General features: G+C 52.2%; 16 protein-coding genes, 1 rRNA gene and 1 pseudogene. 8 read left to right on the forward strand and 10 right to left on the reverse strand.

What is annotated here, in order from left to right:
• The first annotated feature begins 113 nt into the window (after positions 1-113).
• Positions 114-229 (forward strand): 5S ribosomal RNA (rrf, locus tag HCX89_RS12905).
• A 421-nt stretch (positions 230-650) separates the two neighbouring features.
• Here rrf and HCX89_RS22860 read toward each other — a convergent pair.
• The 10 genes and pseudogenes from HCX89_RS22860 to nadC form a co-directional block, all read right to left on the reverse strand.
• A pseudogene (locus tag HCX89_RS22860) lies at positions 651-911 on the reverse strand (transposase); the annotation flags it as partial.
• Positions 912-983: 72 nt separating this feature from the next.
• Positions 984-1,382 (reverse strand): 8-oxo-dGTP diphosphatase MutT, encoded by a 399-nt coding sequence (gene mutT, locus HCX89_RS12915; protein ID WP_167716287.1) that lies wholly within the window; start codon positions 1,380-1,382, stop codon positions 984-986.
• Positions 1,382-1,594, reverse strand: coding sequence for a DNA gyrase inhibitor YacG (gene yacG, locus HCX89_RS12920; RefSeq protein ID WP_025886789.1), 213 nt, complete (start codon positions 1,592-1,594; stop codon positions 1,382-1,384). The genes mutT and yacG overlap by 1 nt, the downstream gene beginning before the upstream one ends.
• Before the next feature lie 44 nt (positions 1,595-1,638).
• A complete protein-coding gene (gene zapD / locus HCX89_RS12925; protein ID WP_028779562.1) occupies positions 1,639-2,379 on the reverse strand; it encodes a cell division protein ZapD in 741 nt (246 codons plus the stop codon).
• Positions 2,376-2,987 (reverse strand): dephospho-CoA kinase, encoded by a 612-nt coding sequence (coaE, locus tag HCX89_RS12930; protein WP_167716289.1) that lies wholly within the window; start codon positions 2,985-2,987, stop codon positions 2,376-2,378. The genes zapD and coaE overlap by 4 nt, the downstream gene beginning before the upstream one ends.
• Positions 2,988-3,902, reverse strand: coding sequence for an A24 family peptidase (locus HCX89_RS12935; RefSeq protein WP_144128769.1), 915 nt, complete (start codon positions 3,900-3,902; stop codon positions 2,988-2,990).
• Between the two features lie 69 nt (positions 3,903-3,971).
• Positions 3,972-5,240: a type II secretion system F family protein gene (locus HCX89_RS12940; RefSeq protein WP_167716291.1), complete on the reverse strand. Its 1,269-nt coding sequence runs from the start codon at positions 5,238-5,240 to the stop codon at positions 3,972-3,974.
• A 155-nt stretch (positions 5,241-5,395) separates the two neighbouring features.
• Positions 5,396-7,102 carry a type IV-A pilus assembly ATPase PilB gene (gene pilB, locus HCX89_RS12945; protein ID WP_167716293.1) on the reverse strand — a complete coding sequence of 569 codons (1,707 nt, stop codon included), beginning with the start codon at positions 7,100-7,102 and terminating at the stop codon, positions 5,396-5,398.
• 16 nt (positions 7,103-7,118) lie between these two features.
• Complete coding sequence (locus HCX89_RS12950; protein WP_167716295.1) at positions 7,119-7,547, reverse strand: prepilin-type N-terminal cleavage/methylation domain-containing protein; 429 nt, start codon at positions 7,545-7,547, stop codon at positions 7,119-7,121.
• 868 nt (positions 7,548-8,415) lie between these two features.
• Positions 8,416-9,276 (reverse strand): carboxylating nicotinate-nucleotide diphosphorylase, encoded by an 861-nt coding sequence (gene nadC / locus HCX89_RS12955; protein ID WP_167716297.1) that lies wholly within the window; start codon positions 9,274-9,276, stop codon positions 8,416-8,418.
• Between the two features lie 158 nt (positions 9,277-9,434).
• Here nadC and ampD point away from each other — a divergent pair, with 158 nt between their 5' ends.
• The 7 genes from ampD (at position 9,435) to HCX89_RS12990 (ending at position 22,868) form a co-directional block, all read left to right on the forward strand.
• The gene (gene ampD / locus HCX89_RS12960) at positions 9,435-10,013 is read left to right on the forward strand and encodes a 1,6-anhydro-N-acetylmuramyl-L-alanine amidase AmpD (protein WP_167716299.1); all 579 of its coding nucleotides are present in this window, start codon (positions 9,435-9,437) and stop codon (positions 10,011-10,013) included.
• 53 nt (positions 10,014-10,066) lie between these two features.
• Positions 10,067-10,918, forward strand: a complete 852-nt coding sequence (ampE, locus tag HCX89_RS12965) for a beta-lactamase regulator AmpE (RefSeq protein ID WP_025012050.1) — start codon at positions 10,067-10,069, stop codon at positions 10,916-10,918.
• A 263-nt stretch (positions 10,919-11,181) separates the two neighbouring features.
• Positions 11,182-11,934 carry a pyruvate dehydrogenase complex transcriptional repressor PdhR gene (gene pdhR / locus HCX89_RS12970; RefSeq protein ID WP_025886793.1) on the forward strand — a complete coding sequence of 251 codons (753 nt, stop codon included), beginning with the start codon at positions 11,182-11,184 and terminating at the stop codon, positions 11,932-11,934.
• A 72-nt stretch (positions 11,935-12,006) separates the two neighbouring features.
• Entirely contained in the window at positions 12,007-14,673 is a 2,667-nt protein-coding gene (aceE, locus tag HCX89_RS12975; RefSeq protein ID WP_044733568.1) for a pyruvate dehydrogenase (acetyl-transferring), homodimeric type, read from the forward strand.
• A 13-nt stretch (positions 14,674-14,686) separates the two neighbouring features.
• Positions 14,687-16,666, forward strand: a complete 1,980-nt coding sequence (gene aceF / locus HCX89_RS12980; protein ID WP_167716301.1) for a dihydrolipoyllysine-residue acetyltransferase — start codon at positions 14,687-14,689, stop codon at positions 16,664-16,666.
• Positions 16,667-16,823: 157 nt separating this feature from the next.
• Complete coding sequence (gene lpdA / locus HCX89_RS12985) at positions 16,824-18,254, forward strand: dihydrolipoyl dehydrogenase (protein WP_025009237.1); 1,431 nt, start codon at positions 16,824-16,826, stop codon at positions 18,252-18,254.
• A gap of 171 nt (positions 18,255-18,425) precedes the next feature.
• Entirely contained in the window at positions 18,426-22,868 is a 4,443-nt protein-coding gene (locus tag HCX89_RS12990) for an EAL domain-containing protein (RefSeq protein ID WP_167716303.1), read from the forward strand.
• Positions 22,869-22,877 lie beyond the last annotated feature (9 nt).

Here is a 22,877-nt window from a genome sequence, read left to right on the forward strand (position 1 = left end):
CATTGTTTGGCTGCCAAAGCCGTGACGAGCGAGCCGCGCAGTGTACTGAAGTACATGAGCAGCGTAGCGAGGAAACAATACCGTCAGACGGACAATTAACCAGTAAGAATATGTCTGGTGACAATAGCATTGTGGTTCCACCTGATCCCATCCCGAACTCAGAAGTGAAACGCAATCGCGCCGATGGTAGTGTGGGGTCTCCCCATGTGAGAGTAGGTCATCGCCAGACGCCTAATAAAACGATGGATCCCCAACACTTTGTGTTGGGGATTTTTCGTTTTAATTGCATTTTGAAATGTCCACTCTCACATGGGGAAGATAAAGAGTCCGAACGTAGTGAGGCACAATCCCATGTGGAGTAGGGTGAGGTTGTCGCGTTCATCAAACTCAGTTTGATGCGACAGACGAACGCGGAGAGCTTGCTCGAAGCTGGCCATCGCCAGACGCCACTTTTGTCTCCAGCGAGCACGACTTAACATGCAGCCCAAAGCTGCTGGCGCAGTGTGTGCCCCTCAGCTCGCAGCCAAGCTGCTTCGCGCTACAGCCATCTATCAAGCTGTGCTTGATGAACAGATGTCTTTCGCCCCCATGTGAGATGGTGCTGTGGAGATATTGAGAATAGATTGACCCGCTTGTCTGGGCAGATTTATCCAGTCTCTGGAGCACAGAGATTTAACCCGACCAGTATCCTCAATGAAGGTATTCCAGGCTCGGGATACTTGCTCAACAATTTGCTCGTAGCAATCGAATACCCGGTTGGAAAGACAGTGTTGTCTGAGCCATTGCCAAACTTGCTCCATTGGGTTCAGCTCTGGGGAATAGGCGGGTAGCTTAATCAAAGTGAGATTTGAGAAAGGTATTGCCGTATCCATAGTATGCCAGCCTGCGCCATCAACGATGACCTCTGCAGGGGGGGATTTGGTATATCTGAATCTGAAAGATAGGGATAATAAGAAAGCCAGCTTAGGCGGCTGGCTTAGGGGTTAGTTTGAAAACTCTGTAAGGATTTTATCAAGAATCGGTTGGTTGGCAGCCGGGAAAGTATATTCCTGGAGTTTATCCAAGTGCACCCATTCGACTTCCTGTCCTTCTACGCCATAAGCATTGCCACTGAATTCAGTGACCAGGTGAATATCCAGTAACACCTGCTTATCTGGATAGTCATAAGACAACAGCATAAAAGGGGTAGAGGCGGCTATGTTAAGCCCGACTTCTTCCGCCAGTTCTCTGGCTAAGGCTTGGGTGACGGTTTCGCCGGTTTCGACTTTACCTCCTGGAAATTCCCATTTTCCTCCCTGGTGCAGATGCCCATGACGCTTGGCCAATAGGATCTGCTCGCCGGACTTAATGATACCGACCGCTACATGTACTCTTTTTGTCATTACTGATCCTTGAAGAAATTACCTTCATCGTAGCCCAGTTCATCCAGCAGTTGCTCATCAAACTCTGGCTTGACCGGGATGGCATGTTTTTCCGAGGCCCAATCACCGAGATCGATGAGTTTACAGCGCTCGCTACAGAAGGGCTTGAATTTGGATTCGGGGGCCCATTCCACCTCTTTTTGACAGGTGGGGCACTTAACTGTGATAGGCATTTTTGTGTCTCTTGGGCTAACTGATGGCGCCCATGGTAAAGAGTTTAGCCGCAGGTCGCCAGTAGGAATTTGACGGTTTTGTCGGAATGCTTTTGTTGTTCGAACTGCACAAAATGAATCGCAAAGCGGTTTCTGTGACCACTAATGGTGGGGTAGCAGCCTTGCTCAGCATCCAGCTTGACTCTGACCAGCGACAAGCTTTGTTGGCTGTCGCCTTGGTAAAAGCCGGCATGGGCTACAGCATCACGATATTCACAGCTCATACGGGTAAGTTGCAACAGCAGACTGATGGGCTGTAGTAGGCTGCTGAAGTGACTGGTCCATTGGAGGTACTCCTGACAGCGTTCTTCCCAAGGCTTAGCCAGCCAAAAGTGCAGTTGTGGCAGATCGAAGTTACAGCAAGCACCAGGCATGCTGAATCTTTGTCTGAGCGCCGATATGAATCTGTCTTGCTTAAGCTGACTGCCGGGGCGCTGTGGACGTTGCAGTTCTTCTCTGGCATGGGAGAATTGCTCGAGATAGTACTGGAGTTGCTGCTGGTCTACATCGTCCTGCTGTTGCCAGCTTTGCAGTTGGATTAATTGGCGGTCGATATCTTTGATGACTTCGCTGCGGTAATCACAGCGTTCGGTGAGTTCACAGAGGGAGAATAGTGGGTAGAAGCATCTATGTTGATGATCTTGCTGGAGGTTATTGTCCAATTGACGGGCGAGATATTCCAGGCGCAAATAGCTGCGGATCTTTTCATTTAACGGCTGTTCGAATATCAGTTCTGTCGTGTTCATGGGTGTATAGGATCTGCCAGCTGTAAGTATTTATTATGCAGCGCCAGTACTTGAGCTTGTAGCGCGGTGATTTCTCCCTGATTGTCAATCACATCATCAGCCTTGTTGAGTCGGCTATTGCGGTCGCTCTGGCTATTGATAATGCTTTGAACCTGTTCCTTAGACACCTTGTCCCGCTCAATAGTTCGCTGTAACTGTAATTTGGGTGAAATATCTACCACCAGAGTGCGATTCACCAGTTTATCCAGGCCATTCTCAAAAAGCAGAGGCACCACCATGATGACATAAGGGGAGTTCGCCGCCTTAACCTGTGCCAACATGCGGGAACGTATCATGGGATGTAACAGGGCATTGAGCCATTCCCTGTCTTCCGGATGATGAAATATCTGTTCCCTCAGCGCCGCTCTATTCAGATTGCCTTCAGGAGTCAGCATCTGAGGACCAAATTTATCGCCAATTTGTCTGAGGCCATCTGAGTCTTTGGCGACCACCTCTCTGGCAATAATATCGGCATCGACCAGGACGATTCCCTGTTCGGCAAACAGATTGGCGACCGTAGTTTTGCCGCTGCCGATACCGCCGGTGAGCCCTACAATAAATTCGGCCATTTAGAGTGTTCCCAAATACCAGTCGACAATCTGTTGTCCCCACACCAAAGCGACCCAACCTGCGATAGCAATATAAGGGCCAAAGGGGATAGGGTTACCCCGATTAAGGTTCTTGAACAGAATAAGTAAAACGCCTACTAGGGCACCGACCAGAGAAGAGAGCAGAATAATTAGAGGTAACATCTGCCAGCCAAGCCAGGCGCCAAACAATGCCATCAGCTTGAAATCGCCATAGCCCATACCTTCCTTGCCGGTGAGCAGTTTAAATAGCCAGTAGACCGACCAGAGGCTTAAATAGCCGGCAGCGGCCCCTATGGTGGCATCGGTCAGATTAGTAAAGGTGCCCGAGATATTAACCAGTAAACCAAGCCACAGTAGCGGCAGGGTAATCTGATCCGGCAGCAGCATTTCATCCAAATCTATCCCGCTGAGGGCTATCAATCCAAAGGTGAGAATAGTGGCGTAAACAAACTGCAGTGTCGGGCCAAAATACCAACCGAGAGTACTGATAAGCAGGGCGGTCAGAAGCTCAAATATTGGGTATCTCGCTGAAATAGCTGTGTTGCAGGAGGCGCATTTACCGCCAAGCAACAAATAGCCGATTATGGGAAGGTTGTGCCAGGGTTTGATATGGGCGCCACACTTGGGGCAGGCAGACTTCGGCAGTAACAGATTGTATTTGGCCGGATAGTTATCTATTGGTGCATTAAGCTTGGCTTCACCCAGCTGTTTGGCGAATTCGGGTTGATATTCCTGCAGGTATTGATTGCATTCCTGCTGCCATTCGCGCTTCATCATTACCGGCAGGCGGTGGATTACCACATTGAGAAAGCTGCCTATTACAGAGGCAAACAAAAAACAGAGAACAAGAAAGAGCCACTGGTTGTGGCTCAATACGGCAATAAATTCTGACATGCGATATTAAGCGACCCTAAAAACAGTTAAGTGTTGGTTTTATTATTACACTTCGGCGAATAGCCAGCTTTAACCTACCACGTTACCCATCTGGAAGATAGGTAGGTACATGCCGACGATAAGGCCACCAACCAGGGTGCCGATAACTACCATCATAATGGGTTCTATCAAGCTGGAGAGCCCATCTACGGCATCATCCACCTGCATCTCGTAGATATTGGCAATCTTGTTGAGCATGTTGTCCAATGAGCCGGATTCTTCACCTATCATCACCATCTGGATCAGCATATCAGGGAATAGCTTGGTGGTGCGCATGGCCACGTTCATCTGCATCCCGGCCATCACTTCGGTGCGCACATTTAACAGCGCTTTGCGGTAAACATAGTTGCCGGAGGCACCGGCGGCAGACTCCAAGCCATCAATCAGCGGCACCCCGGCGGCAAAAGTGGTGGCCAGAGTGCGGGCAAAACGGGCCATGGCGGCTTTATGAAGAATTTCGCCAATCAATGGGATCTTCAACACCATTTCATCAATACGGTTACGAAAGTGCTCTGAGTTACGATGGGCACGGACAAACAGCCAAATACTGATTACAATGGCTGCTAAAAATAGATACCAGGTACTCTGAAGGCCGCGGCTGATATTGACAATTAACTGAGTAAAGGCAGGCAGTTCGGCGCCAAAGCTACTGAAAATTTCTTCAAACTGGGGTACTACAAAGAGCAATAGTAAAGTGGTTACTGCAATGGCAACGACGACTACTGCTGCGGGGTAGAACATGGCTTTCTTGATTTTTGACTTAAGGGCTTCGGCCTTTTCCCTATAGGTAGCAATGCGGTCGAATACGGCATCCAAAGAGCCTGAATGTTCACCGGCGGCCACCAAGTCGACATAGAGGTCATCGAAATAGACTCTGTGAGGGCGGAGGGCATCGGAGAGTGGAATGCCGGCCTGGACATCGGCCAACACAGTGCCAAGCAGAACCCGCACCTTGTTTTTTTCGTGACCGCGAGCGATCAATTCGATGGAAGTAACCAGTGGTACGCCGGCAGCCAACATAGTGGCTATCTGACGAGTAATCACCGCGATATCCATAGGTTTGATTTTTTTATCACCACCGAAAAGGGAAGCAGATTTCTTGCGAACCAGTTTAGGGTTGATCCCCTGGCTCTTAAGCAGGGTCTTGATTTCGGCTATACTAGTACCACGCAGTTCACCCGAGCTTTGCTTGCCGTCACGATTGAGGCCTTTCCAGGTAAAGGTATGGATCTTGGGCTGGGGCTTGGCGCCTTTATTTTTGGCTTTATTGCTTTTTGCTGTCGCCGTTGCAGTTGCCATAATTGTTCCTTGCAATATGCTTATTTGCTAGCTTGCCTTAATTTTAGTCAGAGTCACGGGCGAATGCTTATTCACTGGCTCTCATGCGGTTATCTATTTGATTAGTCCCAGAGTAATATCGCTTCGTCGGATGTCCAATAGACGTATTAGTCCAATCAGTAGCTGGTGACCCGATTGACTTCGGCAATACTGGTGACGCCTTGAATCACTTTTAAAAGGCCAGAAAGGCGCAGGTCGCGCATCCCCTGCTGTTTGGCAGTAGTGGCAATCTGCAGTGAATTACCGCCCTCCATAATGGTTCTGGCGATTTCATCGGACATCTTCATTACCTCATAGATACCGACCCGGCCCTTGTAGCCACCGGAGCAGAATTCGCAGCCGCAGGGCTTGTATGGGGTAAAACCTGCATCTATCTGCTGCTGAGTGAAGCCCAGCTGCAGCAGTTCATGCTCGGGGATCTCTTCCGGTTGGCGGCATTCGGGGCAGAGGCGGCGGGCCAGGCGCTGGGCAATAATCAGGTTGACTGAACTGGCAATGTTGTAACCGGGAACCCCCATATTAAGCAGGCGAGTAAGGGTTTCGGCCGATGAGTTGGTGTGCAGGGTTGAGAGTACCAAGTGGCCGGTTTGTGCCGCCTTGATGGCGATTTCTGCTGTTTCCAAGTCGCGGATTTCGCCCACCATTACCACATCCGGGTCCTGACGTAAAAAGGAGCGCAGCGCCGAGGCGAAGGTCAGTCCGGCCTTGGGGTTGATATGCACCTGGTTGACCCCTTCCAGGTTGATCTCCACCGGGTCTTCGGCGGTGCTGATATTGCGCTCTTCGGTATTGAGGATATTGAGGCCAGTATAAAGGGAAACGGTTTTACCTGAGCCGGTAGGACCGGTTACCAGAATCATTCCCTGGGGCCTTGCCAGCATCTCCAGGTAGGCTTGTTTTTGGTCTTCCTCATAGCCGAGTTTTTCGATTCCTAATTGCGCGGAAGAGGAGTCGAGGATCCGCATTACTATCTTTTCCCCCCAGAGGGTGGGCAGGGTACTGACCCGAAAGTCGATACTCTTGTTACGGGACAGCCTCATCTTGATGCGGCCATCCTGAGGAACCCGGCGCTCGGCGATATCCAGTTTGGACATTACCTTCAAGCGGGCTGAGATACGGCCTGAGAGAGAAATGGGGGGCTCAGATACCTCATGGAGGATGCCATCAATACGAAAGCGAATGCGGTAACGTTTTTCGTAAGGCTCGAAATGCAGATCCGATGCGCCCTTACGGATGGCATCGGTCAAAATCTTATTGATATAGATGACGATAGGCGCATCGTCTTTGCCATCGTTACTTTCTTCTGGACGCTTGTCGGTGTCGGCGACTTCAATTCCTGCGAGGGATTCCTCATCGAGGCCATCGAGGTCCAGTGAACTCAGGTCTTCTTCGAGCACTTTTTCCAGTGCTTTACTGAGCTTATCCTCCTCTACCAGTATCGCTTCGGCGTGCAGGCCGGCGCTAAATTGGAAGTCTTCCAGGGCGGCGATATTGGTGGGGTCTGAGGTGGCGATATAGAGGCGGTTGCCACGCTTAAATAACGGCAGGCACCTATGTTTTTCAATCAGTTTTTTGTTGAGAAACTCATCCGGGATACTGCTTAAGTCAAACTCATTGAGATCCAGCAGCGGGGTGCCATACTCTTCGTAGCAGAGTTCGGCGATGGTACGGGCGGATAAAAGCTGACTGGTCACCAGAGTGGTGACCAGAGCTTGTTTGTTTTTTTGCGACTGCTTGATGGCCTCCGACAGGCTACTCTCATCGAGCAGCCCTTTGCGGATAAAGAGTGTTGATAATCCTAAGTGGAGACCTGTTGTTGGCATAAAAAAACTTAAGAGATTAACAGAACTTAGTGCAATTATCGGACCACAAAACGCGTCCGTTATCAAATGAACCTGTTAAAACATAAGTGTCACTAGCTGTAATTCCGCCTGCTGCAATAGGAGTTACAGTAACGGTCGCAGCTCCTGCATCCCAAGTTATAGCTGAATATGCGCCTGTTGTTAAACCAGTTACGTTGGCTGGAACCCCACCTTTGCCGGGAGCGCATTCCGTTGCATCGATGCTTCCCTCAGTTTGTGCACATATTTCTACGGCAGTTTTTACTGCACCAGCAGCAGCAACAATGCCTGTATATCTGGCTTTGTCAGTATATGTTTGATAAGCAGGCAGTGCGATTGCCGCGAGAATACCGATAATGGCTACTACGATCATCAGTTCGATCAGGGTGAAACCCTGAGCGCGTTTGTTAAGTTTGATACCTTTCATTTGCTTTCTCCATCGTTGCCGTCTTGAGCGAATCGGTAACTTAGTCCCTGTTACTCTTATTCCTTACCAGCCTGAAACCTGTTCAGTTGCGTCGCTGGCGATTCCAGCTCGGGTGGCTATATGCCCCAGAGCGTGTTGGATCAGACTCAATCAGTTCAGCAAAACCATTTAAGTTTATCGTATGTCGTTCCGGCAAACCGCACCTCAAGGAACTGAGTATTTACTCAAAGCACGTATTTTACAGTTGTAACTGCGTTATGCCATAAACAAATATCAGTTTGGGTGGTTACCTTGTCGGTGAGGTTGGCCAAAAACGGCCATCTCGCCTGCCATAAAAGTTAGTATAAAGTTACTGAAAATGGAATCCACAATCGGTAAAAAGCAGCGTAAATTTCGGAAAAAAATCAAAAATGTTACTGATCACCAAGTTTTACCGGCAACAGTATTTTGACAGTTAATGAAATAAGTGTCAGGGAAGTGTCGTTGTCAAAAAAATATACAATTTCATCATTTGCTTAAATACAGTTGTTGCAGTTTTGTTTCTTGGTGATTGGGTGGGTTGTGAGCAAGAATTTACCTGTTTGCAACCGGTATCAGGACTGGCCAAACAGCTGATTGAGAGCATCATTGACAGATGCTTACTGACATATTACTAAATAGCTGTTCTAGCTATTTGAATATGGTGGTGTTTTGTCGATTATGAGGGGGCCTATCTGGCAAAGTTCACCTTGGTACGACTTCTTGGAACTTATCGATTTGCGCCAAGTACTTTGCCACGGCTTGCTTCAGCTGCAGGTTTAACCGCTATCCTTTGGGCCCTGGCTGGAAAGGCATACCCATAGAAATTCAGGGTATGCCCCGGAGGTTATCAGCCCTTGAGGCGCATGGAGAGATCCATGGCTCGCACATGCTTGGTCAGAGCTCCGACCGAGATATAGTCGACGCCGGTTTGGGCGAAAGCCGCTATGGTTTCCAGCGTGACATCGCCGGAGACTTCGAGTTTGGCGCCAAGTCCTTTGGCCTTGAAACCGTTATTGAGCTCAACTGCCTGCAGCATCATAGTCACATCGAAGTTGTCCAACATGACTATGTCGGCGCCGGCTTCCAGTGCCTGAGCCAGTTCTTCCAGATTCTCTACTTCCACTTCCACAGGTTTTTCGGGGCGTAGCTCACGGGCTGCGGAGATGGCATTGGCGATACTGCCACAGGCCATAATATGATTTTCTTTGATCAGGAAGGCATCAAACAAACCGATACGGTGGTTTTTGCCGCCGCCGCAGGTAACGGCATATTTCTGCGCCGTGCGCAGGCCGGGAAGCGTCTTGCGGGTATCGAGCAAGCGGCACTGGGTGCCGACCAGCTTGTCGCAGTAGACTTTGGTCAGGCTGGCTACCCCTGAGAGGGTTTGAATAAAGTTCATCATGGTGCGCTCGCCGGTGAGCAACAGGCGCGCCGGGCCGGAGAGTTCACACAGCAGCTGATTGGGCAGCACAAGGTCGCCATCATCCACATGCCAGTGCAGCGCCACTTCACCTCCGAGCTGATTGAATACCTGCTCGGCCCAGGCCTTACCGCAAAAGACACCTTCTTCGCGGGTAATAAGGGTGGCTTCGGCGTGTTTATCTTCGGGGATCAACAGGGCGGTGATATCGCCCTCGGAGGCCTTATGGTGGCCAAGGTCTTCGTCCAGTGCGGCTTTGACACTGACCCTGATATCATTTTCGAGCATGATGCGCGTCCTTGATTGACTCGGGATTATTGGGGAAATTTATGCCGCTAGATTAGCATAATAAGGGGCGCTGCTGGTATTGTGTTGGAGACACAATTGGCCGTGGCTAGGCTCGAAGTTATTTTGAGCCAATGTGACTGCAGCCAAGGTGCTGCTGTATGTATGGTTATTCGAGTCAGGAGAGTGAGCATTTGGCGCATAAGCTATGGGTTGAAGGCTGGTATAAAGAGGCTGAGCGCAGCCCTTCACCTCACTTTAATCACAGGCCCAATGGCGAGGTGAGCCTTTTGGTGATCCATAATATCAGTCTGCCGGCCGGCCGCTTTGGTTTGCCTTATATAGAGCAGCTATTTTTGGGCACTCTGGACATTGAGGCTGATGCCAGTTTCGCCGGGCTGAAAGGACTGGAAGTTTCGGCACATTTTCTGATTCGCCGTGATGGCGAGTTGCGCCAATTTGTTTCTGTGGATCAGCGCGCCTGGCACGCCGGGGTATCGAACTTTGAAGGTCGCAGCGGCTGCAATGATTTTGCCGTTGGTATAGAGCTGGAGGGCACAGATGATTCCGGCTTTACCGAAGAGCAGTATCATAAACTTATTACCCTGACCCAGAGTTTGCAGCAGGCTTACCCGGATATCACCAAAGAGAGAATAGTGGGTCACAGCGATATCGCGCCGGGGCGCAAGACAGACCCTGGCCCGGGATTTGATTGGCAAAGATATTTACAGGCGTTGTGACTGGTGTAGCTCTGTTATGGCCGCAGGCCTCAAGATAGCAAGGAGAAGAAAAGATGGCACTGTTTTCCCTGTTGGTCGCAATTATTGTTGAACGTTTGAAGCTCTTGCCTGCCCGCTGGCAGTTGGACAGCGGACTGCGCTGGTATCAAAAGCAGATGTTTACCGACAGCCAGTTGGGTACTGTGGGCGGTATGATACTGGCGCTGCTATTGCCTGCCGTGACAGTGGCAGTGGCACTATGGGTAGTGAATGGATGGTTCTGGGGTTTGCCTTCGCTGCTGTTGTGGGTGGCGCTGGCGGTAGTGTGTTTTTCCCATCAGTATCAAAGACGCCTGTTTAAGCGTTATGTGCAGGCTGCCTGCCGTGGTGATGTGCAGGCCAGTTTTCATTTTGCCGGTGAGCTGGATTGCAGTGAGTGCCTGGATGCGGTTAGCGAGCGGGAACTGGGCAGCCGGGTGGGGCAGAGCGTAGCCTGGCTCAACTATCGTTATTATGGCGCCGTGGCGCTGTTCCTTATCTTGTTTGGCCCTGTAGGCGCCGTGTTTTATTGCAGCGTGCGTTTTTTTGATGAAAGGCGTCAGCGCCTGGGCAAAGAGTGGCCCGTGGTACATACCCTGCTGTATTGGCTCGACTGGTTGCCGGCACGGATAATAGGTTTTGGCTATGTTCTGTGCGGCCATTTCAGCAATGCTTTTCCCCGTTGGTGCCAACTGGCGTTGAGCTTGGACTCTAAGCCGAGAGAAATAGTGACAGAAGTAGCTCTTGCCGCCGAAACCCTGCCGGAAGATGAAGATGTGCCGGTTTCAGTACAATCTACCTTGGCGCTGCTGGCTCTCAGTAAACGCAATTCGACCTTGCTGATCACTATTTTGTCGCTGTTGACCATCTTTGGTCTGGTCAGTTAAACAAGCACTGAACCGGCTTGGGCGCTTTGAAGGGTTAACCGCTGCAGTTGTTGCAACTTTCTTAGGTTGAGCAGCGGTGAAGGAATAGGCTGGTTGAGGCTTGTTAATTGGTCTGACCCCAGAAGAAAAAATATAGGCTATGCTCACACATCGTGAGTTGACTTGATGCAGATCACTAACTGGACTTTAAAAGTGTGATTTGATAAAGTGCGCTCACTCGTAGAAATTGGTAAGACCAATTTACAATAGGAGCTGAGGGCCAGATGGCTTATAGCAAAATCAGTCAGCCAAAGATTTCTGACGTCATCATGAATCAGTTGGAACAGATGATCCTTGAAGGCAGCCTACAGCCGGGTCAGAAGTTACCTCCTGAGCGCGAGTTGGCGTTGCAATTTGAAGTCTCCCGCCCCTCACTGCGGGAAGCGATTCAAAAGCTGGAAGCCAAAGGATTACTGCTGCGCCGTCAGGGCGGCGGTACCTACGTCAAAGAACAGTTATGGCAGAGTCTTGCCGATCCCATAGTCGAACTTATGCAGGGTGATCCGGAGAGTCAATACGACTTGCTGGAGTTCCGTCATGCCACCGAAGGCATGATGGCCTATTTTGCCGCCCTGCGTGGAACAGACGCCGATATGCAGAATATCAAGCGGATGATCCAGGAAGTGGAAGACGCCGAGGGTATCGAAGCGCAAGCCGCTGCCATTGTGCATTTTTACCGGGCTGTGGCTGAGGCATCACACAATGTTGCCATGCTGCATCTGGTACTGAGTTTAACTCCTGTGCTGCATCAAAATGTGGCGCAAAACCTGGAGCTTCTGAGCCGTCGCGAAGAAGCTTCTTCCATGGCAAATGAACATAGGCGGGCCCTGTTGGCCGCAATTGTTCGCCGCGATCCCGAAGCCGCGCGTGAAGCATCCAATGACCACTTGAGTTATATCGAGGAAGTCATGTTGTCGGTACGGGAAGAAGATAGCCGGTTGCAGCGTAGCCTGCGCCGTTTGAAGAGCGGCGTGTAGCCCAGGGGCGGCCCAGTGCCCACCTTAGGACGTCGTAATCACTATTAATACAATGTATAGAAGGACAGTGTCATGTCTGAAAATATGCTACAAGACTTGGATCCGTTAGAGACACAGGAATGGGTTGAATCCCTGCAGGCCGTATTGGAGCAGGAAGGTCCCGAACGTGCTCATTACCTGTTGGAAAAGCTGATCGAAAAGGCTCGCCGTAACGGTACTCACCTGCCTTACACTGCCACTACTGCTTACCTGAATACCATTCCTGCCGGGCAAGAACCCCATATGCCGGGCAACCAGGAGATGGAACGTCGCATTCGCGCCATTGTGCGTTGGAACGCGTTGGCCATGGTACTGCGTGGTTCCAAGAAAGATCTGGAGCTTGGTGGTCATATTTCCAGTTTCTCATCCAGTGCCACTATCTATGATGTGTGCTTTAACCACTTCTTCCGTGCTCCCAACGAGAAAGATGGCGGCGACCTGGTTTACTTCCAGGGCCACATAGCCCCCGGCATCTATGCCCGCTCTTTCCTCGAAGGTCGTCTGAGCGAAGAACAGCTGGCCAACTTCCGTCAGGAAGTGGATGGCAAAGGCCTGTCCTCCTATCCGCATCCCAAGCTGATGCCTGACTACTGGCAGTTCCCTACGGTTTCCATGGGGCTGGGTCCTATCCAGGCCATCTATCAGGCGCGCTTCCTCAAGTACCTGACTGACCGTGGCATTAAGGATTGTTCCGAGCAAACCGTATATTGCTTCCTGGGCGATGGCGAGTGTGACGAGCCGGAAGCACTGGGTGCCATCGGCCTGGCCGCTCGTGAAGAGCTGGATAACCTGGTGTTTATCGTTAACTGTAACCTGCAGCGTCTCGACGGCCCTGTGCGCGGTAACGGCAAAATCATCCAGGAGCTGGAAGGTGAATTCCGCGGCGCCGGTTGGGAAGTGGTCAAGGTTATCTGGGGTCGTTACTGGGATCCATTGCTGGCCCGTGACACCAGCGGCAAGCTGCTGCAACTGATGAACGAAACCGTTGACGGTGAATACCAGAACTGTAAAGCCAAAGGCGGAGCCTGGACCCGTGAACACTTCTTCGGTAAGTATCCTGAAACTGCCGAGATGGTAGCCAACATGTCAGACGATGACATCTGGCGTCTGAACCGCGGTGGTCACGATCCGGTGAAAATTTACGCCGCGCTCGATAAAGCCAAGAAGACCAAGGGTCGCCCAACCGTAATCCTGGCCAAGACAGTCAAGGGCTATGGTCTGGGTGATGCCGGTGAAGGCAAGAACATTGCCCACAACGTCAAGAAGATGGATATTGAAGCCATTCGTCACTTCCGTGACCGCTTCAACATTCCAATCCCTGACGACAAGCTGGAAGAGATCCCCTTCTACCATCCTGGACCGGATTCCGAAGAGGTCAAATACCTCAAGGAGCGCCGTGAGGCCCTGATGGGTTATCTGCCTGCCCGTCGGCAGAAGTTCAGCGAAGAGCTGCAAGTGCCTTCACTGAAGATTTTCGATGCGATTCTCAAAGGCTCCAACGGCCGTGAGATCTCTTCTACCATGGCCTTTGTGCGGGTATTGACCGCCTTGCTGAAAGACAAGGGCATAGGTAAGAAGATAGTACCTATCATCCCGGATGAGGCCCGTACCTTTGGTATGGAAGGTCTGTTCCGTCAAGTGGGTATTTACGCTCACGAAGGCCAGAAATATGTGCCTCAGGATGCGGATCAGGTTGCTTACTATCGTGAGGACAAGTCCGGTCAGGTACTGCAGGAAGGGATTAACGAGCTGGGCGCCATGTCCTCTTGGGTATCGGCTGCGACCAGCTACTCGGTCAATGATACGCCGATGATCCCTTTCTATATCTATTACTCCATGTTCGGCTTCCAGCGGATCGGCGATCTGGCTTGGGCCGCCGGCGACATGCGCGCCCGTGGCTTCCTGGTAGGTGGTACTTCCGGCCGGACTACACTGAACGGCGAAGGCTTGCAGCACCAGGATGGTCACAGCCATATTCTGGCCAACACCATTCCTAACTGCATCAGCTATGACCCAACCTATGGTTATGAGATTGCCGTTATCGTTCAGGATGGTATTCGCCGCATGTATGGCGAAGATCAGGAAGATATCTTCTACTACCTGACCACAATGAACGAGAACTATGTTCAGCCTGAAATGCCACAAGGCGTGGAAGAGGGCATAGTCAAGGGTATCTACAAGTTGGAAAGCGTTGCCGGTTCCGGCAAAGGCAAAGTCCAGCTGATGGGTTGCGGCACTATCCTCGAGCAAGTGCGCAAGGCGGCACAGGCGCTGGCGAAAGACTTCGGTATCAGCACCGATGTGTTCAGCGTTACCAGCTTCAACGAACTGGCGCGTGATGGCCAGGCGGTTGAGCGCTGGAACATGCTGCACCCAACAGAAACCGCCAAGGTGCCTTATGTGAGCACAGTGCTGGCCAAAGATGCACCTGCCATTGTGGCGACCGATTACATGAAGATCTACGGCGAACAGCTGCGCGCTTATGTGCCTTGTGACTACAAGGTGCTGGGTACCGATGGTTTCGGCCGTTCTGACAGCCGTGCCAACCTGCGTCACCACTTCGAAGTGGATGCCAAGTTCATCGTGGTTGCTGCGCTCAAGTCGCTGGTGGACCGCAACGAGCTGCCGGTAGATGTTCTGGCCAAGACCATTGCCGAATACGGCATCGACGCCGACAAGATCGACCCACAGCACGCGTAAGAGGGGAAGCAGAATGGCTGATATGAAACAAGTACTGGTTCCCGATATTGGCGGGGACGAGGTACAGGTTATTGAGATCTGTGCCAATGTGGGTGACAGCCTGGCGGCTGAAGACTCCATTATTACCGTTGAAAGCGACAAGGCGACCATGGATATTCCTGCGCCATTCGCCGGTGTGCTCAAAGAGCTGAAAGTGGCCGTTGGCGACAGCGTGTCTGAAGGCACCTTGATAGCCTTGATGGCCGCCGAAGGCGCAGAAGCTGCACCTGTTGCAGAAGCGCCCAAGGCTGAAGCTGCGCCTGCCCCGGCAGCGGCTCCCGCTCCAGCACAGGCGGCGCCGGCCGCACCTGCAGCCGGTGGCAGCCAGGTCATCGAAGTGACAGTGCCGGATATTGGCGATGCCGCAGATGTCGATGTTATTGAGGTGCTGGTGAGCGAAGGTGAGGCTATCGAAGCCGATGCCGGGTTGATCACGCTGGAAACCGATAAGGCGACCATGGATGTACCTTCGCCTCAGGCGGGTATAGTCAAGTCACTGAAAGTGAAGGTTGGCGACAAGGTTTCCCAGGGCTCTTTGGTGTTGCTGCTGGAAGTTGGTGCTGCTGCCGAAGCACCGCAAGCACCACAAGCAACGGCTTCTGAAGCCGCACAGCCGGTGGCCGCTCAGGCAGCTGCGCCTGCCAAAGTTGAAGTGAAAGAGATTGCGGTTCCCGATATCGGTGATGCTGCCGATGTGGACGTTATCGAAGTGCTGGTGGCAGTAGGTGATGAGATCAGTGCCGATCAAGGGTTGATCACGCTGGAAACCGACAAGGCGACCATGGAAGTACCGGCGCCCTTTGGTGGCAAGCTGGTTTCTCTGACCGTCAAAGTGGGTGACAAGGTGTCTCAGGGTAGCGTGATTGCCACGGTTGAGACCCAAGGTGCTGCTCCCGCAGCAGTTGCTGCACCGGCAGAAGCCCCTGCTCAGGCAGAGGTAGCGGCTCCGGCACCGGCGGCAGCGCCTGCAGCGCAGAGTCGCCCACCTGTGCCGCATCATCCGAGTGCGGGTGCCCAGCCTAACACAGGTGCGGTACACGCTTCTCCGGCGGTGCGTCGCCTGGCCCGTGAGTTCGGTGTTGACCTGACTCAGGTGAAAGGTACGGGTCGCAAGGGTCGTATCCTCAAAGAGGATGTGCAGGCCTATGTGAAATATGAACTGTCACGGCCCAAGGCTACGGCGGCGACTTCTGTCGGCGGCGGCAGTGGTCTGCAGGTTATCGATGCACCTAAGGTGGACTTCAGCAAGTTCGGTGAAGTGGAAGAAGTACCACTCACCCGGATCCAGAAGATCTCCGGCCCTAACCTGCACCGCAACTGGGTGACCATTCCCCATGTGACTCAGTTCGATGAGGCTGATATCACAGAGATGGAAGCTTTCCGTAAGCAGCAGAACGAACTGGCTGCCAAGCAGAAGCTGAATGTGAAGATCACTCCGCTGGTGTTCATGATGAAGGCGGTTGCCAAGACGCTGCAGCAGTTCCCGGTATTCAATTCCAGCCTGAGCCCGGACGGTGAATCGCTGATCCGCAAGAAGTACTTCCACATCGGGGTGGCGGTCGATACGCCAAACGGTTTGGTTGTGCCTGTGGTGCGTGATGTGGACAAGAAAGGCATTATCGAACTCAGCCGCGAGCTGACCGAGATTTCGATCAAGGCCCGCGACGGCAAGCTCAAGGCGGCCGACATGCAAGGCAGCTGCTTCACTATCTCAAGCCTGGGTGGTATCGGCGGTACCGCGTTTACGCCTATCGTCAACTATCCGGATGTGGCGATTCTCGGGGTGTCCAAGTCTGAGATTAAGCCCAAGTGGAACGGCAAAGAGTTTGAGCCAAGGCTGATGTTGCCACTGTCACTGTCTTATGATCACCGGGTGATCGACGGGGCACTGGCGGCACGCTTCAGTGTCACTCTGTCAGGTATCTTGTCCGATATTCGTACAATGATCCTCTAACACAACAGGCTGCCCCTCGGGGCGGCCTTTTGTTTATTGTGATCAGTGTCAAACACGGGTTAAAATGCGCCCACCTTACGAGACAAGCACTTTCGAGCTGGCGCATCGCAGGTTGGGCTGGCAGTCCCCAACGGAATGAAAGAAATCAGAGGAAAAAATGAGTAACGAAATCAAAACTCAGGTAGTGGTATTAGGTGCTGGCCCTGCTGGCTATTCTGCGGCTTTTCGCGCGGCAGATTTAGGCCTGGAGACAGTGATTGTTGAGCGTTTCAGCACTCTGGGTGGCGTATGCCTGAATGTGGGTTGTATTCCTTCCAAAGCCCTGTTGCATGTAGCCAAAGTGATTGAAGAAGCCAAGGCGGTATCGGATCACGGTGTTGTGTTCGGCGAGCCAAAAATAGATCTCGACAAGCTGCGTGGCTTTAAAGAGAAAGTGATCGGCCAACTGACCAATGGTCTTGGCGGCATGTCCAAGATGCGTAAAGTGAAGGTGGTTAACGGTTTCGGTAAGTTCACTGGCCCCAACAGCCTTGAAGTGAAAGGTGCCGACGGTGAAACCACAGTGGTTAACTTTGACAACGCCATCATAGCTGCCGGCTCTCGCCCAATTCAGTTGCCTTTCATTCCTCATGAAGATCCACGTATCTGGGACTCTACCGATGCACTGGAACTGAAAGAGATCCCAGGCAAGATGCTGGTCATGGGCGGCGGTATCATAGGTCTGGAAATGGGTACTGTGTACTCGTCTCTGGGCAGTGAAATCGACGTGGTTGAAATGTTCGACCAGGTGATCCCTGCGGCCGATAAAGACGTGGTTAAGGTCTTTACCAAGCAGATCAAGAAGAAATTCAACTTGATGCTGGAAACCAAGGTAACAGCGGTTGAAGCCAAAGAAGACGGTATTTATGTGTCTATGGAAGGTAAGGCTGCGCCTGCCGAGCCAGTGCGTTACGACGCAGTGCTGGTGGCCATTGGCCGTACTCCCAATGGCAAGCTGATCGATGCCGACAAGGCTGGGGTCAAGATTGATGAGCGTGGCTTTATCAATGTCGACAAGCAGCTGCGTACCAATGTTGCCAACATCTTCGCCGTGGGCGATATCGTGGGTCAGCCAATGCTGGCTCACAAAGGTGTGCATGAAGGCCACGTGGCTGCAGAAGTGATTGCCGGTATGAAGCACTTCTTCGATCCTAAAGTCATTCCATCTATCGCTTACACAGATCCTGAAGTGGCCTGGGTTGGTCTGACCGAGAAAGAAGCCAAAGAGCAGGGCATAGCTTACGAGACTGCTACCTTCCCATGGGCAGCCAGCGGGCGTGCTATCGCTTCCGATGCCAGCGAAGGTATGACCAAACTGATTTTCGACAAAGAAACTCACAGAGTGATTGGTGGCGCCATTGTGGGTGTCAACGGCGGTGAGTTGCTGGGTGAAATCGGCCTGGCCATCGAGATGGGTTGTGATGCCGAAGATTTGGCGCTGACCATCCACGCTCACCCGACTCTGCACGAGTCTGTAGGGCTGGCAGCCGAGATCTACGAAGGTTCAATCACAGATCTGCCTAACCCAAAGGCAAAAAAGAAAAAGTAATCTGCTGATTGGGCGTTTGTCCCCAGGAAGTATTGAAATCGGGCTCAGTTGACTGGGCCCGATTTTTTTGTGCTTTGGCTCGGGTATGTAAATGAATTGTTGTTTGCAAGATGAAATTCAGCGTCCTAGCTGGTACATTCAAGATTGGTCACCAAGGTTATTCATCAGCCGATGATAAGAAAACTAATAACAGCAGGTCTTGGGTTATTGCTCTGCCTTTGTTTGGGGGCAGCACCGACATGCGCCGATGAGTTGGTTAAAAGGGTGTTCTCCTCCAGAGACGGCTTGACCAATACCAGTATTCTCGACATCAGTATGGATGAGCGGGGATTTATCTGGCTCTCCACCGAGCAGGGGTTGTATCGCCTCAGTAACGCCAGTATCCGCCGTTTGGACCGCGACGGCCTGGAATCGCGGATGGCCGATGAATATCTGCCCCTGGTCAAGTCTCTCGGGCAGCAGCAGATGCTGGTGAGTACCTTATCGCACGCTTACCTCTTCCACACTGCCGATAACCGTTTCCGTCAGTTTGGCAGCGATGAGCTGTTCCCCAAATATCAAGGCGGCGGAGTGACGAAGAGCCTGAGGTCGGTTACCGGAGACTGGCTGTTGTTAACCGAAAAAGGCCAGGTTTGGCGCTTGAGTCAGGACCTGCAACAACTGCAGAAACTATTTGACCTACCCTACGACAGTGACCTGCCTTGGAGTCAAATCCAGCAGCTTGAGAACGGCGACTTGCTGCTGGGTAACGCCTATGGTGTGGAGCTGAGATCGCAAAATGGCAGTGTCAAGCAACGTTTACCCTGGCAGGAGAGCTATGGCCGCCTCAATGCCCTGTTTCTCGACAGCAACAAACAGATTTGGATGGCGGCCAGTAAAGGCTTCTATCGGGTTAACCTCAAAAGCAACCGCATAGAGGGTGTGGCAGAAATCCCCTTTTTCACCAGTGTGATCACCGAAGATATCAAGGGTAACCTGTGGATTGCCAGCAAGCAGGGACTGCTGAAATGGTCCCCGCGTACCCGCAAATTAAAACAGTTCAAAGAGCAGTTAAAGCTCAGGGCCGATATCGAATATATCAAAGCCCTGCAGGTGGACAGCAATGGTTTGATCTGGGTCGGTGGCACAGGACACTCGTTGGCCGTGGTGGCCGACTCCCCCGAGTTTTTACTGGATAGTTTCAGCGCCTCTGAACCCTATAAGCTCAGTGATGAAATGGTGTGGACCATATTGGCCGACGACGAGATGTTGTGGCTGGGAACCGACTCGGGCGTGATTGCCGTTAACCGCAAGACTCAGCAGACCAAAACGGCAGTTCCCAGAGGGATGGAGGTCAATGACAGCATCTACAAGATAGATAATCTGGACTCTGAGCACCTGCTGCTTTCCTCCACCAACGGTTTGTTTGTGATGAATAAGCAGACTCTCGAAGGGCAACCTTTGGGTGATTGGAACGGCAGCGGTCAGTCCTTGAGTCACAAGATAGTATTCAATACCTTGCACGAAGGTAATCTTTGGTGGTTTGCAACCAGCAAAGGCCTCTTTGAATGGGATCAGACCCAAGGCAGCATCAACAAAAAGGACTTGCCGGATGCCGAATACAGCGGCAGTAGTCCGGTGATCTATGGCGTCTATCGCGACAGCAGTGAACGTTTGTGGATCGGCGGCCAAAAGTCATTTGGTTATCTGGAACAGGGTGGCGGTTATCGTTCATTGGTGACCGCCTTTGACGAATTGCCGCACATTCCGGCTGTCAGTCAGTTGCTGGAACTCAGTCCGGATCGTTTCTGGCTGGCTACAGGTCAAGCTGGTCTGATAGAGCTGGACTTGCAGACCATGAAGATTCGGCGGCTGACTAAAGAGTGGCAGTTGGACTGCAATACCGTGTTTTTCCTGCAGGATACCGGCGACTACCGTATGGTTGGCTGTACCTATGTGCTTATCCGTCAGGACAAGCACAGCGGTGAAATCAAGGTATTCAACGATGACGATGGCTTGCTGGGTAAAGAGCTGAATGAGGACGCCTATTTCTTTGAGCCGCAGCGGGGACTCTATGTCGGCACGCCGGATGGGGTGATGTTGTTGGATGTCGCCGCCATGGTTAATCGTATTCCCAGACATGAGGCTGTTCTCGAATCCATTGCCGCCTACTATGACAACAAGACAGAGCTGAGTCTGGTGCCTACGCCGGGACAGCTCATTGCCCCGGGGGCCAGAATGCTCAGCTTTCAGTTGACCAGTATGGATTATCTGGACGATGCGCCTATCAGCCTCAAGTACCGTTTACGACGTCCCGGCGAGGATGAGCTGAACTATTTACTGCTGGAAAATCAGTCACAGATCAACCTTTCAGGGTTGATCCCCGGTGCCTACCAACTGGAGGTGCTTAGCCAAAATAACGGTATCTGGCAGTCGGAACCTTTCCGTTTTCCTTTCACTGTTGACCTGTTCTGGTGGCAGAGTCGTTGGTTCAAAGGACTGTTGGTGGTGGCATTGTTGGCTATGGTGTTCACCATAGTCTTGCTGCGTCAGCGTCAGGTGCAGCGTTTTATGACTATGAACCTGGCGCTGCGCCAGAGTGATGACAGGCTGAGGCAGTCGCTCAGGGGCAGTGAATCGGATCTCTGGGAGTGGCGCCGCGATACAGGCCTGTTTCATCTGGATAATCGCGGCGGCGTGCTGGGCAGTGATGAAGACTTTATTCTTATCGCCATAGACAAGCTGCCGGTGCATCCAGACGACCAGGCCACTGCGCTGGATGAATGGAACAAGATGGTCGAAGGTGAGAGCGACAGGTTCGAGTCTGAATACCGCTATCGCCGCCGTGACGGCAGTTGGGGCTGGCTCAGGGTGCGCGGCAGGCCTGTCAGTCATGATCCGGTTTCCGGCAAGGTCAGCAAGGCTGCCGGGATTTACTCTGACATTACCATCAAGCGCCAGTTGGAAGACGAAGTCGAGTTGCTGGCTCAGGCGTTTGAAAACACCTCTGAAGGGGTGTTTATTCTGGATGCCGATGAGGTCATCAAGGTAGCCAACAGAGCGGCTGAGTCGATAGTGGGTCAGGATAGACATAGCCTGCAAGGGCGACACTTTGGCGAGTTGGTGGTTAGCGAAAACTTCCACAAAGACAATGTCGCCACTCTGCTGCAAGGGGTGGAATCCTGGACCGGCGAGCTGGAAATTGTCGGCGTGGCCGGGTCGCGTTGTCCTGTGTGGCTCAATATCTCCTCTATGCAGGATCTCAAGGAACGGGTGCAGCACTATGTGGTGGTGTTCTCCGACATCACAGAGCGGAAACGCACCGAAGCCGATCTGCGCCGTCTGGCCAACTATGATGTGCTGACCGGCTTGCCGAATCGCTCGCTGTTTGCCAACCGCTTGCAGCAGGCGATAGACAGAGCCGATGACAAACAGCAGAAACTGGCCTTGCTGTTTCTGGATCTGGACAGGTTCAAGCATGTCAACGACTCTTATGGCCACAGTATGGGGGATGCCCTGTTGGTGGAGGCGGCCAATAGGCTGCAGTCTGTGATGGATCAGGAGCAGGTGCTGTGTCGTTTCGGTGGTGATGAGTTTGTGATCCTGGTGAATGAGGCCGAGATAGATAAGCTCAACCGTCTGTGTGAGCGCCTGTTGGCGCAAATAGCGCAGCCGTTCGAACTCTATGGACGGGAGTTTTTTATTTCCACCAGTATAGGGATCAGCATCTGGCCCGACGATGCCAGGCAGCCCGAGGCGCTGATCAAGAACGCCGACCAGGCCATGTATCATGCCAAGGAAGAGGGGCGCGGTAACTTCCAATACTACTCCAGTGAGCGTAATGCCGAGGCGCTGTACCACTTGAAATTGGAGGCCATGTTGCGCCACGCCATAGGGCAGGGCGAGTTTGAGCTCTATTATCAGGGCCAGTTTGATGTCAAGGAGCAGCAAAAGTTTATCGGCATGGAGGCCTTGCTGCGCTGGCATCACCCGAGCGAAGGTTTTGTGCGGCCGGATATTTTCATCAAGGTGGCCGAGTCCTGTGGTTTGATTGTGGCCATCGACCGTTGGGTGTTGCGCCAGGCCTGTGAGGATGGTGCCCGCTGGAGCCAGAGTGTGGCCGAGCCGTTCAAGTTGTCGGTGAATGTCAGCGCCGTGCATTTCCGTCACCCGGAATTTATCAGTGGCGTGCTCAATATCCTCGAAGAAACCGGGATGCCGGCCGAATATCTGGCGCTGGAGATCACCGAAGGGGTGTTGATGAAAGAGCTGCAGATTGCCCGCCAGCATCTGAAACAGCTGAGAGCCCACGGCATAGAAGTCGCTATCGATGACTTTGGTACCGGCTACTCTTCGTTGGCTTATCTGCGCCACTTTGAAGTCAACACTCTGAAGATAGATCGCTCCTTCCTCAAAGATATTGCCGGCAACAGTGCCGATCAGGCGATTGTCAGCAGTATTGTCGAGTTGGCCCGTAACCTCAGGCTCAAGGTCGTGGCCGAAGGGGTGGAAACCCGGGAGCAGTTGCAACAGGTTACTCACAGAGGCTGCCACATCATTCAGGGCTACTACTTTGCCAAACCTGTGCCGGCCGCCGAACTGGCATCCTGGTTTTACGAGACGCACCACCAATAATCGCTGCTT

The organism is Shewanella sp. Iso12 (genome assembly GCF_012030025.1).
GTDB lineage: Bacteria > Pseudomonadota > Gammaproteobacteria > Enterobacterales > Shewanellaceae > Shewanella > Shewanella algae.